Annotated in this window: 16 protein-coding genes; 10 read left to right on the forward strand and 6 right to left on the reverse strand. The window is 49.6% G+C overall.

All coding sequences use genetic code 11. The features are described 5' to 3' along the window. Positions 1-74 precede the first annotated feature (74 nt). The gene (uspB, locus tag M977_RS10450; RefSeq protein WP_064514691.1) at positions 75-410 is read right to left on the reverse strand and encodes a universal stress protein UspB; all 336 of its coding nucleotides are present in this window, start codon (positions 408-410) and stop codon (positions 75-77) included. 490 nt (positions 411-900) lie between these two features. On the opposite strand from uspB, the gene uspA reads away from it, so the two are divergent. Then, positions 901-1338, forward strand: a complete 438-nt coding sequence (gene uspA / locus M977_RS10455; protein ID WP_034460563.1) for a universal stress protein UspA — start codon at positions 901-903, stop codon at positions 1336-1338. An 82-nt stretch (positions 1339-1420) separates the two neighbouring features. On the opposite strand, the gene rsmJ is transcribed toward uspA, so the two are convergent. Together rsmJ and prlC are read right to left on the reverse strand one after the other, a co-directional pair. After that, entirely contained in the window at positions 1421-2173 is a 753-nt protein-coding gene (gene rsmJ, locus M977_RS10460; RefSeq protein ID WP_064514693.1) for a 16S rRNA (guanine(1516)-N(2))-methyltransferase RsmJ, read from the reverse strand. An 8-nt stretch (positions 2174-2181) separates the two neighbouring features. Beyond that, positions 2182-4224 (reverse strand): oligopeptidase A, encoded by a 2043-nt coding sequence (prlC, locus tag M977_RS10465; RefSeq protein ID WP_064514695.1) that lies wholly within the window; start codon positions 4222-4224, stop codon positions 2182-2184. A 168-nt stretch (positions 4225-4392) separates the two neighbouring features. On the opposite strand from prlC, the gene M977_RS10470 reads away from it, so the two are divergent. From M977_RS10470 to M977_RS10490, 5 genes are all read left to right on the forward strand, one after another. Continuing rightward, entirely contained in the window at positions 4393-5235 is an 843-nt protein-coding gene (locus M977_RS10470) for a 23S rRNA (adenine(2030)-N(6))-methyltransferase RlmJ (RefSeq protein WP_064514697.1), read from the forward strand. Between the two features lie 91 nt (positions 5236-5326). Continuing rightward, positions 5327-6679 carry a glutathione-disulfide reductase gene (gorA, locus tag M977_RS10475; RefSeq protein ID WP_064514698.1) on the forward strand — a complete coding sequence of 451 codons (1353 nt, stop codon included), beginning with the start codon at positions 5327-5329 and terminating at the stop codon, positions 6677-6679. A 260-nt stretch (positions 6680-6939) separates the two neighbouring features. Continuing rightward, the gene (locus M977_RS10480; protein ID WP_034460571.1) at positions 6940-7392 is read left to right on the forward strand and encodes an SgcJ/EcaC family oxidoreductase; all 453 of its coding nucleotides are present in this window, start codon (positions 6940-6942) and stop codon (positions 7390-7392) included. A gap of 320 nt (positions 7393-7712) precedes the next feature. Then, on the forward strand, positions 7713-7976 hold the full coding sequence (locus M977_RS10485) for a hypothetical protein (RefSeq protein ID WP_064514700.1): 264 nt from the start codon (positions 7713-7715) through the stop codon (positions 7974-7976). 80 nt (positions 7977-8056) lie between these two features. Further along, positions 8057-8389: a hypothetical protein gene (locus tag M977_RS10490; protein ID WP_064514702.1), complete on the forward strand. Its 333-nt coding sequence runs from the start codon at positions 8057-8059 to the stop codon at positions 8387-8389. 83 nt (positions 8390-8472) lie between these two features. On the opposite strand, the gene M977_RS10495 is transcribed toward M977_RS10490, so the two are convergent. Next, positions 8473-9429, reverse strand: coding sequence for a LacI family DNA-binding transcriptional regulator (locus tag M977_RS10495; protein ID WP_064514704.1), 957 nt, complete (start codon positions 9427-9429; stop codon positions 8473-8475). Positions 9430-9724: 295 nt separating this feature from the next. On the opposite strand from M977_RS10495, the gene M977_RS10500 reads away from it, so the two are divergent. The 4 genes from M977_RS10500 (at position 9725) to M977_RS10515 (ending at position 13276) form a co-directional block, all read left to right on the forward strand. Continuing rightward, a complete protein-coding gene (locus M977_RS10500) occupies positions 9725-10039 on the forward strand; it encodes a PTS sugar transporter subunit IIB (protein ID WP_064514706.1) in 315 nt (104 codons plus the stop codon). A gap of 12 nt (positions 10040-10051) precedes the next feature. After that, a complete protein-coding gene (locus M977_RS10505; protein WP_064514709.1) occupies positions 10052-11377 on the forward strand; it encodes a PTS sugar transporter subunit IIC in 1326 nt (441 codons plus the stop codon). A gap of 31 nt (positions 11378-11408) precedes the next feature. Then, positions 11409-11711: a PTS lactose/cellobiose transporter subunit IIA gene (locus M977_RS10510; RefSeq protein ID WP_151993846.1), complete on the forward strand. Its 303-nt coding sequence runs from the start codon at positions 11409-11411 to the stop codon at positions 11709-11711. Between the two features lie 185 nt (positions 11712-11896). Continuing rightward, positions 11897-13276: a carbohydrate porin gene (locus M977_RS10515; protein WP_064514713.1), complete on the forward strand. Its 1380-nt coding sequence runs from the start codon at positions 11897-11899 to the stop codon at positions 13274-13276. Between the two features lie 31 nt (positions 13277-13307). Here M977_RS10515 and M977_RS10520 read toward each other — a convergent pair whose 3' ends face one another. Both M977_RS10520 and M977_RS10525 read right to left on the reverse strand, forming a co-directional pair. Next, positions 13308-14924, reverse strand: coding sequence for an STY4199 family HEPN domain-containing protein (locus M977_RS10520; protein WP_064514715.1), 1617 nt, complete (start codon positions 14922-14924; stop codon positions 13308-13310). A gap of 112 nt (positions 14925-15036) precedes the next feature. Further along, positions 15037-16455 (reverse strand): aminotransferase-like domain-containing protein, encoded by a 1419-nt coding sequence (locus tag M977_RS10525; protein WP_064514717.1) that lies wholly within the window; start codon positions 16453-16455, stop codon positions 15037-15039. Positions 16456-16481: the final 26 nt, after the last annotated feature.

A 16481-nucleotide genomic window follows, 5' to 3' on the forward strand; every position in this document is an offset into this window, starting at 1 on the left:
GTAGTCACCAAAAAGCAAAAAGCAAAAAGCGGGTCAGTTTACTGGCCCGCTTTTTTTATACGCTGCTTAAATCACTAGTGCCAAAGCATTAAACCAATCAAACTTATTACGACTAATCCACACAAAGCACTGGTCAAAATAAACTGGCGGCGCAGACGTTCACAGCGGCGGATAAACTCATCGTCGTGATGGTCAAGATAGCGTTGAGCATAGATATAGCCCACTAAGCGGATCTGTTTACTGGGCTGGCCATGAGAGGTAAAAAAACCGCCTCCATCGACGTATTGATACAACAGCGGATCACACCCGCGTAATACCACCAGCAGCGCACGCAAAGATGAGTAATAGCGCGCCATATTCACAACACAAACTACACAAAGCGCCCAAAAAAGCGCAACGGTGCTGATCATCATAATTCCCCTCCCGGTGAAGCCCCAGAACATCACTCCAGGGCAACCGCTCACCCCGAAAACCAGAAAGACCGTTTAGCGAGCCCAAAAAACCGATCCGGATCGCATTACTATACCCAATGGATTTCGAGTTGCAGGCAGGCGGCAAGATAATGAGTCCCGATGAGCTTACACTAGTAAGTGATTCGGGCGATTGAACGCAGCCAACGCACATGCAACTTGAAAGACGACGGGTATATTCCGGAACGGCTTATTTAATAGTGTAGGAGATCCGCTAATTTTTTTGCCACATCATTAATCTTTATCAAAACGATAACGGCTATTTGGGTCTTCAATGTATACAACGGTGGCACATTGACGATTTCTATCATTCGCTATAGGGTAGAAATATCATCTACAATTTAGGTCTTTACACGCGGGTAGCACCACAGCAGCACATTGTGCTATCCGACCAGGCTGGTCATCGACAACTTATGGAAGGAGTAAAATTATGGCTTACAAACACATTTTAATCGCGGTAGACCTCTCCCCGGAGAGCAAAGTACTGGTGGAAAAAGCAGTTTCTATGGCTCGCCCATACAACGCGAAGGTTTCCCTGATTCATGTTGATGTAAATTACTCCGATCTCTACACCGGATTGATTGATGTAAATCTGGGTGATATGCAGAAGCGTATTTCTGAAGAAACCCACCACGCGTTAAGCGAACTGTCTACTGGTGCAGGTTATCCGATTACTGAAACTCTGAGCGGTAGCGGCGATCTGGGCCAGGTTCTGGTAGATGCCATTAAGAAATACGACATGGATTTGGTTGTTTGCGGTCATCACCAGGATTTCTGGAGCAAACTGATGTCTTCCGCACGCCAGCTTATCAACACCGTTCACGTTGATATGTTGATTGTTCCGCTGCGTGACGAAGACGAAGATTAAGTTATACCATTGTCTTTCACGCTGCAGGTGCGTTAGGTATAAATACTTTGAAGCCCCGCGATGCGGGGCTTTTTTTGATGCTTTAAACTGCCGTACCCGAATAAATATCAAAACGGTGGCCTTTGGTGACCACAGCGTTATGCGTTTCCACACCACCGAGCGGTGGCGCGTAGTCCGGGCGTTTCACAACCACACGCTTTGTCGCCAGTTTTTGCGCAGGCAACAGCAAACCATCTGCATCTTCGTCCGGCCCCACCAGCGACTGAAACACACGCATTTCCTTCTTCACCAGCGCGCTTTTCTGCTTATGCGGGAACATCGGGTCGAGATAAACCACTTCCGGGCGCGGTGTAATATCGCTTAACGCCGTCAGGCTGGACGCGTGAATCAACTGCAAGCGTTCCTGCAACCAGCCGCCGATTTCTGTATCCTGGTAACCACGGCGCAAGCCGTCATCGAGCAAAGCCGCAACCACCGGGTTACGCTCTAACATTCGCACCCGGCAGCCCACAGACGCCAGCACAAACGCATCACGCCCAAGCCCGGCTGTGGCATCCACGACACTCGGCAAATAGCCGCTTTTGATGCCAACCGCTTTTGCTACCGCTTCGCCACGCCCGCCGCCAAACTTGCGGCGATGCGCCATCGCACCCGAAACAAAATCGACAAAAATGCCACCGAGTTTTGGCTCGTCGCGCTTACGCAATTCCAGATGGTCAGGCGTTAACACCAGCGCCATCAGCGAGTCTTCATCGTGCTCAAGACCCCAGCGTTCGCTCAAAAGTGATAAGGCGCCGGAGTCGGCGCCTGATTCAGTTAGTAAACAGATTTTCACAGAATGACTTAGCCCTTGATACCGTAATGAGCCAGCATCGCATCGAGCTGAGGCTCGCGGCCACGGAAGCGTTTGAACAGCTCCATTGGCTCTTCTGAACCGCCACGGGTCAGGATGTTATCAAGGAATGACTGGCCGGTTTCGCGGTTGAAAATACCCTCTTCTTCAAAGCGCGAGAACGCATCGGCTGCCAGCACATCGGCCCACAGGTAGCTGTAGTAACCCGCTGCATAACCACCTGCAAAGATGTGGCTGAAGGCGTGTGGGAAACGGCCCCATTTTGGTGATGGCACAACCGCAACCAGCTTCTTGATTTCATACAGAGTTTCCAGCACTTTCGCGCCTTGCTCCGGGTTGAATTCAGCATGCAGGCGGAAGTCGAACAGGCCGAACTCCAGCTGACGCAGAATAAACAGCGCCGCCTGGTAGTTTTTCGCCGCCAGCATTTTATCCAGCAATTCTTTTGGCAACGGTTCACCCGTTTCAAAATGGCCGGAGATAAACGCCAGTGCATCCGGCTCCCAGCACCAGTTTTCCATAAACTGGCTTGGCAGTTCGACCGCATCCCACGGCACACCGTTAATGCCAGAAACACCCGCCGTTTCGACTTTAGTCAGCATGTGGTGCAAGCCGTGGCCGAACTCATGGAACAGCGTGATCACTTCATCATGAGTAAACAGTGCAGGTTTGCCATTTACAGGGCGGTTAAAGTTACAAGTCAGGTAAGCGACAGGTTTTTGCAGCGAACCGTCAGCTTTACGCATCTGGCCTACGCAGTCGTCCATCCACGCCCCACCGCGTTTGTTTTCACGCGCATAGAGGTCGAGATAGAAGCTGCCGCGCAACTCGCCTTTCTCGTCATACAGCTCGAAGAAACGCACATCCGAATGCCAGACATCGATGTCTTTACGCTCTTTCGCGGTGATACCGTAAATGCGTTTTACCACTTCAAACAGACCGTTTACCGCGCGGTCTTCCGGGAAGTACGGACGCAGTTGCTCATCGCTGATGCTGTACAGATGCTGTTTCTGTTTTTCGCTGTAATAGGTGATATCCCACGGTTCCAGCTCGGTGACGTTAAATTCTTTTTGGGTGAATGCACGCAGTTGCGCCAGCTCCGCTTCGCCCTGTGGACGCGCACGTTTCGCCAGATCGGTTAAGAACTCCAGAACCTGCTGCGGGTTTTCTGCCATTTTAGTGGCGAGAGATTTTTCCGCATAGTTACCAAAGCCCAGCAGCTCTGCCAGCTCGTGGCGCAGTGCCAGAATCTCTTCCATCACCGGGGTGTTATCCCATTTGCCTGCGTTCGGGCCTTGATCGGAGGCGCGAGTGGCATAAGCGCGATACATCTCTTCACGCAGTTCGCGGTTGTCGCAGTAAGTGAGTACTGGCAAATAGCTTGGAATATCCAGCGTCAGCAGCCAGCCATCTTGCTCTTTAGCTTCCGCCTGAGCACGTGCAGCGGCCAGAGCGCTTTCCGGCATACCCGAAAGCTGTGCCTCGTCTGTAATCAGTTTCGTCCAGCCCTGGGTCGCATCCAGCACGTTGTTGCTGTAGGTCGATCCCAGTTCAGACAAGCGCGCAGCGATTTCGCCGTAACGCTTCTGTTTTTCTTCCGGCAAACCAATGCCAGAGAGCTCGAAATCACGCAGCGCGTTATCGACGGCCTTTTTCTCAGCAACGCTGAGATCGGCATAAAACGCACCATCGCGCAGGTCGCGATACGCCTGATACAGCCCTTCGTTCTGCCCAACCCAAGTGCTGTATTCAGACAGCAGCGGCAGCGTTTGCTCATAGGCTTCACGCAGTTCTGCGCTGTTTTGTACCGAATTCAGGTGGCTGACCGGGGAGAAAATACGCCCCAGACGGTCGTCCACTTCAGCCAGCGGCTGGCAAAGATTATCCCAGTTATAAGGCGCACCCTGTGCTACCACGCTTTCGACTTTCGCACGGCAATCATCCAGCGCTTGCTGCACGGCAGGGACGATATGTTCAGGTTTGAGAGAGGAAAACGGCGGCAGGTCGAAAGGCGTTAACAATGGATTGGTCATAAGCGCGGTTCCTGATATCTGAGAAGTGGAGCGCGGCTCGCGCGCTACAAAAGCAATCTTATTAAGATGAGGCTTAGTGTAGTTAATTTCAATGCCAGGCACGAAGCATAAGGCTGTATACTGTGCAGAATAGTTGTTCTTCTTTTGTCTTTGGAAACCCTTCAAGCCATGCTCAGTTATCGCCACAGCTTTCACGCCGGCAACCACGCCGACGTACTGAAACACACCGTTCAAAGTCTGATTATTGAATCCTTAAAAGAGAAGGATAAGCCTTTTCTGTATCTGGATACTCATGCAGGCGCAGGCCGATACAAACTGAGCAGCGAACATGCTGAGCGCACGGGTGAATATCTCGAAGGGATCGGCCGCATCTGGCAACACGATGATTTGCCAGCGGAACTTGAGCCGTATATCAATGCGGTTAAAGCTTATAACCATAGCGGCCAGCTGCGTTACTACCCAGGCTCTCCGCTGATTGCACGCCACCTTCTGCGCGAGCAAGACAGCCTGCAACTGACCGAATTGCACCCGTCTGATTTCCCACTGCTGCGCTCTGAATTCCAGAAAGACAACCGCGCACGCGTTGAACGCGCTGACGGTTATACCCAACTGAAATCAAAACTGCCGCCGGTTTCCCGTCGTGGTCTGATTCTTATCGACCCGCCGTATGAAATTAAAACCGACTACCAGGCTGTAGTTACTGGTATCAACGATGGCTACAAACGTTTTGCAACAGGCACGTATGCGCTGTGGTATCCGGTAGTTATGCGCCAGCAGATCAAACGTATGCTGCGCGAGCTGGAAGAAACCGGCATTCGCCGTATTTTACAAATTGAGCTGGCGGTACTTCCGGACAGTGACCGCCGTGGTATGACTGCTTCTGGCATGATTGTTATCAACCCACCGTGGAAGCTGGAACAGCAAATGGCTAATGTACTGCCTTGGCTGCATAAAACACTGGTTCCATCAGGCAACGGTTCGACTACGCTGAGCTGGGTTGTGCCTGAGTAATAGCTATCAGAGACATCGGTGGAACCTTTGCTCTAAAATTTCTCGGCGCGCTACAATCGCGCATATTTTTTCGACTCATTAGGGAAACATTATGACCAAACATTATGACTACCTCGCCATTGGCGGCGGCAGCGGCGGTATTGCCTCCATTAACCGTGCTGCGATGTATGGGAAGAAGTGCGCGCTGATTGAAGCGAAAGAGTTAGGCGGCACCTGCGTTAACGTGGGTTGCGTACCGAAAAAAGTGATGTGGCATGCGGCGCAAATCGCAGAAGCTATCCACAACTACGGCCCGGATTACGGTTTTGACACCACAGTGAATAAGTTCGACTGGGACAAACTGATTGCCAGCCGTACCGCGTATATCGACCGTATCCACACCTCTTATGACAATGTGCTGGGTAAAAACAACGTTGACGTCATTCGTGGCTTTGCCAAGTTTGTCGATGCGCACACGGTTGAAGTAAATGGCGAAACCATCACCGCAGACCACATCCTGATTGCCACCGGTGGCCGCCCAAGCCGCCCGTCAATTCCAGGCGCTGAATATGGTATTGATTCTGATGGCTTCTTCGCACTGCCTGCTTTGCCAAAACGCATAGCGGTTGTGGGTGCAGGTTACATCGCGGTTGAAATCGCAGGCGTGGTTAACGCGCTGGGTTCAGAAACCCATCTGTTCGTGCGCCAGCATGCGCCGCTGCGTACTTTCGACCCACTGATTGTGGAAACCCTGTTGGAAGTGATTAACACCGAAGGCCCAACGCTGCACACGCAAGCGGTGCCGAAAGCGGTGGTTAAAAATGCCGATGGCAGTCTGACGCTGCAACTGGAAGATGGCCGCTCTGAAACGGTGGATTGCCTGATTTGGGCGATTGGCCGCCAGCCAGAAACCGACAACTTCAACCTGGCGGCAACCGGTGTGAAAACCAATGCCAAAGGCTACATTGAAGTCGATAAATTCCAGAACACCAGCGTGCCGGGCATTTATGCCGTGGGCGATAACACCGGTGCTGTAGAACTGACACCTGTCGCAGTTGCAGCGGGTCGTCGCCTGTCTGAACGCCTGTTTAACAACAAGCCTGACGAGCATCTCGATTACAGCAACGTGCCAACCGTGGTATTCAGCCACCCGCCAATCGGCACGGTCGGTTTAACCGAGCCACAAGCGCGTGAGCAGTACGGCGACGATAACGTGAAAGTGTATAAATCATCTTTCACCGCGATGTACACCGCAGTGACTTCGCACCGCCAGCCATGCCGCATGAAACTGGTGTGCGCCGGCCCGGATGAGAAGATTGTCGGTATTCACGGCATTGGTTATGGGATGGATGAAATGCTGCAAGGCTTTGCGGTGGCACTGAAAATGGGCGCAACCAAGAAAGACTTTGATAACACCGTGGCAATTCACCCAACCGGATCTGAAGAATTCGTTACCATGAGATAACTAATCTCGAAGTCATCGAATCTTAAAAAACTGACTGTAACAGGTCAGTTTTTTTATGTGTTTTTTCCAGGAACACTATTCAGTTAAAAGTTGATTCATTGCGGTTTCAAGCCATCGGAACGCTTGTTTTTGCCACTCCTTGAATGATTTACGTAGGTTATAGTAATGAAATGTAACTATACATAAATCATATTGTATACCCATATTATTATTGGTAGTTTGATTAACAGGAAAAACACAGCATAAACAAAGGGATAATAATGAAAAAGGTACTCGGTATTGTCGGTTCACTGCTTCTTGTTTCAGGCTCTGCAATGGCTACCACAGCGCCTGACTGCGTCAAAGTGGACAAAGCGCAGATCGAAGGGTTGTTTGATAAATGGAACGATTCCCTGCAAACCGGCGATGCTAAAAAAGTAGCAAATAATTATCTGAGCGATGCCGTATTGCTGCCGACTGTTTCCAATAAAGTCCGCCTGACTGACGCCGAGCGAGTTGATTATTTCGAGCACTTCTTAGAGAAGAAGCCGTTTGGCAAAATTGACAGCCGTACTGTGCGACTGGGTTGTAATAAAGCGGTAGATGCCGGGACTTACACCTTCACCTTCGCTGATAAATCCAAAGTCTCAGCGCGTTATACCTTCACTTACGCGTGGGATGGTAAAGAGTGGAAAATCTCTACCCACCACTCTTCTGCGATGCCAGAAGCATAAAAACGGGTAGATAGTCCCGCCAGTATTTCAGTTGAAGCCTCCGCCATGCGGGGGCTTTTTCTTTGCGTGATCATTCAAAAAATAATGAAAGATGAAAGAATTTGCAGCAAAGAAAAGAAATAAAGCTCTAATAATCAAAAATGCTAACTCATTAATTTTCATATATATATGAGATGAAATTAAAGGAAGTGCAAATAAAAATATAATTTAATTTATTTGCTTACATTTAGACGTAACTGGCAGAACTATACTATAAATCTTATGACCGTTTGAATTGAGATATTCATTTCGCACATTGTTTACCCCCTAGGATTTACCTCATGAATAATAAATCATCGACACTATTGGGTGTTCTGGCTGGTGTAATTCTGCTGTCGACTTTTTCTATCAGCAATGCCAATGCCACTCAACAAGGCCAGCAACGACGCGAAGCGCGCGACACTCGCCAGGATACTCGTGAGGACTCTCGCCACGAGAAGCGTGAATGCGTTACAAGTGATGATAAAAGCAATCACGATTGCCGCCAGGACAAACGTCAGAATAAACAGAATGGCCGTGAAGAAGCTCGCGATATTAAATATTAAACAGATCGTTATCTATTCAGAATAGAATATTTGTTAGGCGCATAACATTGTGTATCTTTATGTCCAGGAGGACTCTTTTTTTGAAAAAATATATCCCAGGCTTGTTACTTTTAACCTTCGCATTTTCAGGTAATGTATTTGCTATTGATAAAACATCTGGCGGTGCATTAGCCGGTGCTGCAATTGGTGCAGCAACAGGCAAAGACGTGAAAAGTACGGTAGGTGGTGCAGTTATCGGTGGTGGTACCGGAGCCATGTTTAAACACGGAAAAACAGGTAAGGCCGCTCGAACTGGTGGTGCAATTGGTGCCGCAGTGGGGGGTGTTGCTGCAGCGGCAACCGGCAACAGCGTGCTAAAAGGTGCCGCAGTTGGTGCTGGCGGTGGCGCTCTGATTGGTGAAGCGACGCATTAATGCACTGTTTGTCTAAGAGAATATTCAAAAATCCCGGCATCGTTAGATGCCGGGATTTTTAGTTTCTGGTCTTTGTAGAAAGTTTACTTTCTACCGGCCATGTCAGGAATAATCAGATCCCCACGCAGCACGTTCGAACCCAGCGCATTTTTGGTTTTCTCGGTCAGCCACGCAACAATTCTTGCCGCCATCGCATCCATGGAATACTCAATGGCCGGAATAGTCGGAATGCCTGGCAAATGCAGTGACCCGGCGAGGCTAAACACCATAATGTCTTTCGGCACGGATTTATTAAACGCCTGCAACTGCGGAATAATGCGCTGCGCTTCTTGCTCGTCGGCCACCAGTAACGCGTTGAAATTCAGCGTGGTGCTGTTATTGAGCAGCACTTGCAGCGCAACCGACGAAGAGGTTGAGTCCATAAAAATCAGGTTACGGTTAAACGGCAAGAAATTGTTTTCCAGCGCACGTTTGTAACCCAGCAGGATTTGGTCAACGGAACCGCATGAGTCAGGGTTAATCACGGCAATCTGCCTTCTCCCCTGTTTAATCAGGTAATTACAGGCAGTTTCCGCAGCAAATGCGTGATCAAACTGAATGCTGTTGCTGGAGTCGACATCCACACAATCCACCAGAATGACATTCTCATGGCTGATATTGAGCGGGAAACGGGCACCGATAACCAGCACGTCATCGCACAGGCCGCAGGTCAGCTCATCAAGCGCGTGCAACACCTCGGTTTTGCTATTGGCAAAACGCAGCAACAGGTGTTTTTGATGCTGGCTAAGGTGTTTCTCCAGCGCGTACAGGTAACCCGTGGTCTGGTTAATATTGTCCTGCGCACAAATCACGCCAATACAGCCCGTTGACTGGCTAAGTAAGGATTGCGCGATAACATTCGGCCGGTAATGCAACTCTTCCACCGCTTTAAGCACAGCCAGACGGCTTGCTTCTTTCACCCCACGAGATCCACTCAATACCCGAGATACTGTGGCTTTAGACACCCCAGCTAAACGCGATACATCATTGATTGTAGACATCATTTTCCTTTATCAGGCTCTGGCTTATGCCTGTCATCCTAAATACAGCCCTGGCTCACATTCTAACCAGTTTTAAGTATAGTCGTTTCGGTTTTCTATGGAAACCGATTTTCCGCATGATGTCCAAACCGCATCTCAACCAGATAATTTTGTGATGACGATCCAATAAGCAAAGCCTATAAACGCTGGATGTTGATGAGTATCACAGATCGGTTGGCTGCGGATGGAAAACGGTTTCCATAAAGTATCAAATCATTTCCGCAATACTTTATTTACATTTTGAGGATGAGTGTTAATGGTCAAGATCATGTTGTGTTGTTCTGCCGGAATGTCCACCAGCCTGCTGGTCAGAAAGATGCTGAGTGTAGCGGAAGAGCGAGGAATGCCTGTTGAAATAGAGGCTTACGGTGTCGCTGAATTTGACGTGCAGTTTCCGCGCTACCAGGTGGTGCTGCTCGGGCCGCAAGTGAAATATATGTTAAGTACGCTTTCAGAAAAGACCGCCTCTCACGGCATTCCCGTTCAAGCCATCGATATGATGGATTACGGCATGCAACGTGGCGATAAGGTGTTGGATTATGCTCTGTCGCTTATCGAAGCGGCTCACTAAAAGGGTGTTCATATGAGTTCGCTATATCAATCTATGGTGACGGTGATTGAGCAATCTATCACCCCGCTGGCGGGTCGTCTGGGGCAACAAAAGTACGTTATCGCCATTCGTGATGGGTTCACCGCGGCCCTGCCGTTTATGATCATCGGCTCCTTTATGCTGGTGTTTATATTCCCGCCTTTCTCGGCCGATACCACCCTTGGCTTTGCCCGCGCATGGCTGGATTTTTCACAGACTTACCGTGAACAACTGATGTTGCCGTTTAACCTGAGTATGGGCGTGATGACGTTCTTCATCTCTGTCGGTATTGGCGCAAGTCTGGGGCGGCAGTTTAATCTCGACCCGGTGATGTCCGGTTTGCTGGCCTTTATGGCGTTTTTGCTGGTTGCTGCACCGTACGCTGATGGCAAAATCTCGACTCAGTACCTTTCAGGCCAGGGTATTTTCACCGCGCTGATTACGTCGATTTACTCCACGCGTATTTACGCCTGGCTTAAAGAGCACAAAGTCACGATTCGTCTGCCAAAAGAAGTGCCAACAGGTGTTGCGCGTTCATTTGAAATTCTGATCCCGGTGGTCGTGATTATTGGCACGCTGCACCCACTGAATTTATTCATCGAAGCGCAAACCGGCATGATTATGCCGCAAGCGATTATGCACCTACTGGAACCGCTGGTTTCCGCATCGGATTCCCTGCCCGCTATTTTGTTGTCTGTGTTGTTGTGCCAGATTTTCTGGTTCTCAGGTATTCATGGCTCGCTGATTGTTACCGGCATCATGAGTCCATTCTGGATGACAAACCTTGCTGCAAACCAGACTGCGCTTGCCGCTGGTGCTGCATTACCACACATTTACCTGCAAGGTTTCTGGGACCACTATTTATTGATTGGCGGCGTCGGCTCCACTCTGCCGTTGGCGTTCTTATTACTGCGTAGTAAAGCCACGCACTTACGCACCATTGGTAAAATGGGCATCGTGCCAAGCTTCTTTAATATCAACGAACCGATTCTGTTCGGTGCGCCCATTATCATGAACCCGTTGTTATTCATTCCTTTTGTTTGCGTACCGATGGTCAACGCCGTTCTGGCTTATACCGCCACAAAACTGGGTTGGCTGGCGCAAGTCGTTTCCCTAACGCCGTGGACGACACCCGCTCCGATTGGCGCTTCATGGGCAACAAACTGGGCCTTTAGCCCGGTGGTGATGTGCTTGATTTGCATGGTCGTTTCCACCTTGATTTATCTGCCATTCCTGCGTGCTTATGAGCGTTCATTGCAGAAAACATCCGTGGAAAACGAAGCGCGTTCACCTTTGACAGAAACGGCTATCAGCAATTAATAATCGCCGTCTAATAAATCTGGGAAAAATGATGATCGAATTAGAAGAAGCCGTCATGGAAATTATTATGAATGCCGGGCAATCACGCAGCCTGTGTTTTGAGGCACTGCATTCTGCGCGACAGGGAAATATTGAAGAAGCCAAACTGCTATTACATGAAGCTGATGGTTACGCCCGTGAAGCCCATAAGATGCAAACTAAATTGATTGAACAAGATGCCGGTGAAGCTAAGCAACCCATGACATTAATTATGGTGCACGCGCAAGACCATTTAATGACATCCATGCTGGCACGCGAACTTTCGAACGAAATCATTCATCTTTATCAACGCTAAGTATTACGTAAAAACAAAAACTATTTAACCTCTGGCACGGAGAAATAATTACGTAAATAATTTTAATTAAGTCCAATCCGATGAAAGTATAAAAATATAAATATGCTTTGGCCATAGAGTCGCCTCTATTAATCCAGAGCAGGATATTTATTGTCTGAAAAATAAATTACTAAATTGAGATTATAATGAAATTAATTAAACAGCTTCCATTAACAATGGCGGTTATCGCCGCGCTTTGCCCAATTTCTGTACTCGCACAAGAACCAATGACTCAAGAACAGATCGATCAAATAGTGGCGAAAGCAGTCGACAAAGCACTGGCCGACCGTGATGCGAAAATAGAAGCGGCACGACTCAATAGAACCGATACCCTGGTTACGCCGCAAGTTCCCACCACGCCAGATAAGGCTGTTCCGTTGGGGCTTAAATTTACCGGTTATGCGCGTTACGGTGCGCATTTCCAGGCAGGCGATCAAAAATACATTGGCGTTGACGGTTCCTATAACGGCTCCTCCGCAATTGGTCGTTTAGGTAACGAAGGCAATGGCGGCGAATTCCAGCTCACCAAAATCATAAAAGCCGATAACGGAGCCATCTGGGACATCGGCGTGATGATTGACCACTGGGGTGATGAAGTTAACCTGAAAAAAGCCTACGCGGGAGTCACAAATCTTTTTGAAGCACAACCAAATGCCTATTTCTGGGCGGGTCGTGACTTCCATCAGCGCCCACAACAAGGGATCAACGACTACTTCTGGATGAACCACGACGGACAAGGTGCCGGGGTGAAAAGCCTCGATCTCGGCTTTGCTCAACTGGACATGGCGGCCGTTGCTTCGGTGGAGCAGTGTAATCCTGAAATGATTGAAGATGGCGGCAACCCGTCACGTATCTCTTGTACTGGTGGCTCCGGCACTGGCGATAAAGGTAACTACGCGGCAACGTCAAAACTGCATGGCATCAAATTCGGCCCAATCGATTTCGAGCTGTATGCCAACTATGGTTTTGACTCCAAAGCCATTGATAGCGACGAACGTTCCAAAGCCTGGCAAGCCGCGGTGGTGTTAAGCCACACCGGTGAAAATAGCCTGAACAAAATTATTGCCCGTTATTCTGACCACTCGGATAACAGCGTTTATAACAAAACCAATGGCCTGCACACCGTGTATACCAGCTTCGAAGGGAACTATAAGTTCACTCAGCAAGCGCAGGTGGAATATCTGTTGGCCTTCCACGATTACGATAATGACGAGCAAACGCTCGATAACCGCCGCAACTACGGTGCCATCGTTCGCCCGATGTACTTCTGGAACGACATCCATTCAACGTGGCTTGAAGCGGGTTATCAGCGCGTAGATTACGAGAATGATGGTGATAACAAAGGCTGGAAACTGACGCTGTCGCAGAACATTTCTATCGCGATGGGGCCTGAGTTCCGCCCAATGCTGCGCTTCTACGTTACCGGCGGTCAGGTGGAGAACAACCACACCACGCGTGTCGCAGGGCAGGATAATACGCAGCTTGATTCGTTCAACGTAGGCGCTATGTGGGAAGCCTGGTGGTAAATTCAAGCTGCGCCTGCGGTGGGGACTTTCCTCACCGCATTGCGTCATAAATTGCTTTTTGAATTTCCAATGTGCGATTTTCTTCGGCTGCGGCTTGGGCGTTTTTATTTTGTTGCCGCGCACTCAGCCGTAGTTTCGCGCGATCTAACTCTTCTTTCTGGCGTTTAATGGCTTCAGGTGCACTGCAAAAAGTGACCAAAAACTGTTTCCGTAGTGAAGTCAGGCTTTGCCCGTCGTGCATCGCCTGACTAATGGTTCTGATCATGCGCCGGCATGGCCGGTCTTCATCCATCTGCGATCGGTACTGCAGCAAAGTATTGAGCGCGTCGCGGTAATCACCCGCTAATGCAGATTCGGTGAAATAGACTTTCCAGTTCATCCCCCCTTGCATAAATAGCCGTACGACAGCGGTATCGCCGCGTTCGATTGCCGAGCGTAAGTTGCCTTCATCCCATGTGATTCCGATATCTGCCAGCTTTTCACGCGCGCTTTCGGTTTCCGGGAGAGAATCGATGATTGTGATTTTGACTGGCGTATTTTTCGCAACGGCAGGTTTATTGGTGAAATCACTCAGAAAGTACATACCAAAGATGGCGGCGCCAATCACTGCCACTCCCGCTATGCACCACATCAGCATCAATAACGTTTCGCCAGAGTCCTGCTTTCTTTTGGTATTACGCAACTCAGGCCGTTCGATAGCATCGCGCACCTCTTCGGTATCGCGTCCGGTTGCCTGATATTTTTTCTGCGCCTGCATGAGCCAGGCCTGTAATTGTGAATCATCGGCAGCCAGAAACATCGCCGGGTTGACCTTCGTTCGTCCCTCATCGAATGCGCGCTGAATGGCATCGCTACTTTCTTGATAGTAACTATCGAGCAAGGTGAGTTGTACGGAAGTGAGGGGTTGCTGTTGAACCAGAACATTGCGAATTTCACGCACATCATTGAGAAAAGTTTGCAGTGTTTTGCGCTGATCAATCAGTAAGCTTAGTTTCAATGAGTGCTGGAATAGCCCGGCGTAATGGTTCGCGTACTCTTTTTTATCGACCACCATCAAGGCCAACTCGCTAAAGCGCATCCCACTTAGCACATCGCCACGTTCGCCATTTTTCAACCAACGACGGACACAATCAGCACCAAACTGCGTTTTCAGCTTATGCACCAACTGTGATTGGCTGGCATAGCTTTGATCAACCAGACCTTTAAGCATCAGCTCCAGCGCACGCATCTGGCGTGTCGCTTTATATTGCTGAGTATTATCATTATTTTCGATTTCGGTGGAGTAGCCAAGCAAAGGCTGCTTTACACGCACCAGCTCGAGATAACTCACAAAGCGCAATGCCGCGATTAGCTGGTTATGGCTAACTTCCTGGCCGCTTTCATACTGCGGAACCAATTGCTGTAGATGACGTAGCAACAGCGTGAAATGTGAAATCTCAGCATCATTAAGATTTAATCGTTTTGCCACCGCCATCCAACTTCCCAGCGCCAGACGGGCTTGCTCGAGCTGTTGAAAAAACCATTGCGGATCCTTGCCTTCACTGGCTTTGATAGTGAGAAGTGGCAGGATTTGCAATGACGCCTGGCGAATCACACTCAGGCAAGTCTCGAACTTTTCCCGCATCAGCAACTGTGCAGCGCTGGTCATGATTTTCCTTTCAATTAAAAACGCATGTACGCCTGGCATGGGTACACAACGCCATGAGGCGCAATTTTATCTCAGATGGGTAACAGTCTATGGCTTTAAAAGAGTAGGAAAATTAACCGTTTTCAAAAACATGCCCGATGATCTCGCCCATATTACGCAGCGCGGTTTCAGTCTCGGCATTGAACGGCAATGCATAATTCAGCCGCATACAGTTGCGATATTTCCCGGAAGCCGACAGCAACGACCCCACCGCAATACGGATATTATGCTGACGCAGCGTTTCGCTGATCGGCACGATATCAATATGTTCCGGCAACTCAATCCACATCAGGAATCCGCCCTGTGGCCGAGAAACACAGATCCCACATGGGAAATAGTGGCGCACCCAGCAGGTGAATACATCCAGGTTGCGTTGATAGTGCTGGCGCATGCGCCGCAGGTGGCGATGGTAATGGCCGTTACGCACAAATTCCGCGACCGCCATTTGGGTAAAAGTGGTACTGCTACCGGTCACGATGTACTTCATATGCATGGCGCGGTCGAAATAGCGCCCCGGCACAATCCAGCCCACGCGCAGTCCCGGTGCCAGCGTTTTTGAAAATGAGCTGCACAACAGCACCCGCCCATCAACATCCAGCGATTTAATCGTCATCGGGCGTGGGTATTCATACGCAAGTTCGCCGTAAACATCGTCTTCAATAATCGCGATATCAAACCGTTGCGCGAGATTCAGCACCGCTTTTTTTCGCGCATCTGGCATGATAAAACCGAGCGGGTTATTACAGGTTGGAACCAGAATCACCGCTTTAATCGGCCACTGTTCCAATGCTAACTCAAGCGCTTCCACACTGATGCCAGTTTCGGAATCCGTTGGTATTTCAACCACTTTAATGCCGAATGCGCGCAGCATTTGCATGGTGCCATGGAAGCATGGCGATTCAACCGCCACAATGTCTCCTGCCTCGCACACAGCACGAATCGCAATCGACAACGCTTCATGGCAACCGGTGGTCACCACAATATCGTCTGGGGTGACGACACAGCCGCTGTCGAGCATCAAACGTGCAATTTGTGCGCGCAGCACCTGCTTACCGTTAATGCAGTCATAACCCAAAATTTCGGGCTCCTGATGCTGCACAATGCGGCTCATTTCACGCCACAGCGGTTTAATCGTCGCCTGGGTCACATCGGGAAAACCACTGCCAAAAGCGATACTTCCGGCATCTTCTCTTCCGGTTAATTGCTCAAGTACCGCATCCCATTGGGTAATTTCTACCGGGCGCTGCGCCGGGCGTGTCAGCGCAGGCACCGGAGGCTGAGATTTTTGCGGTGTCACGAAGTAACCAGAGCGCGGCTGCGGGGAGATGAGCTGGCGGTCTTCAAGAATATGATAGGCCTGCTGTACGGTGCTGATACTGACGCCGTGTTCGCTACTCAGGTTGCGCACCGAAGGCAGGCGTTCACCACTGCGATACAAGCCTTGTTCAATGCGTTCTGCCAGCAAAGTGGCAAGATGTTGGTAACGCGTCATGCTGTATCCTCTTATTTCACCATACA

Origin of the sequence: Buttiauxella gaviniae ATCC 51604, from assembly GCF_001654835.1 — a bacterium.
Classification (GTDB): domain Bacteria; phylum Pseudomonadota; class Gammaproteobacteria; order Enterobacterales; family Enterobacteriaceae; genus Buttiauxella; species Buttiauxella gaviniae.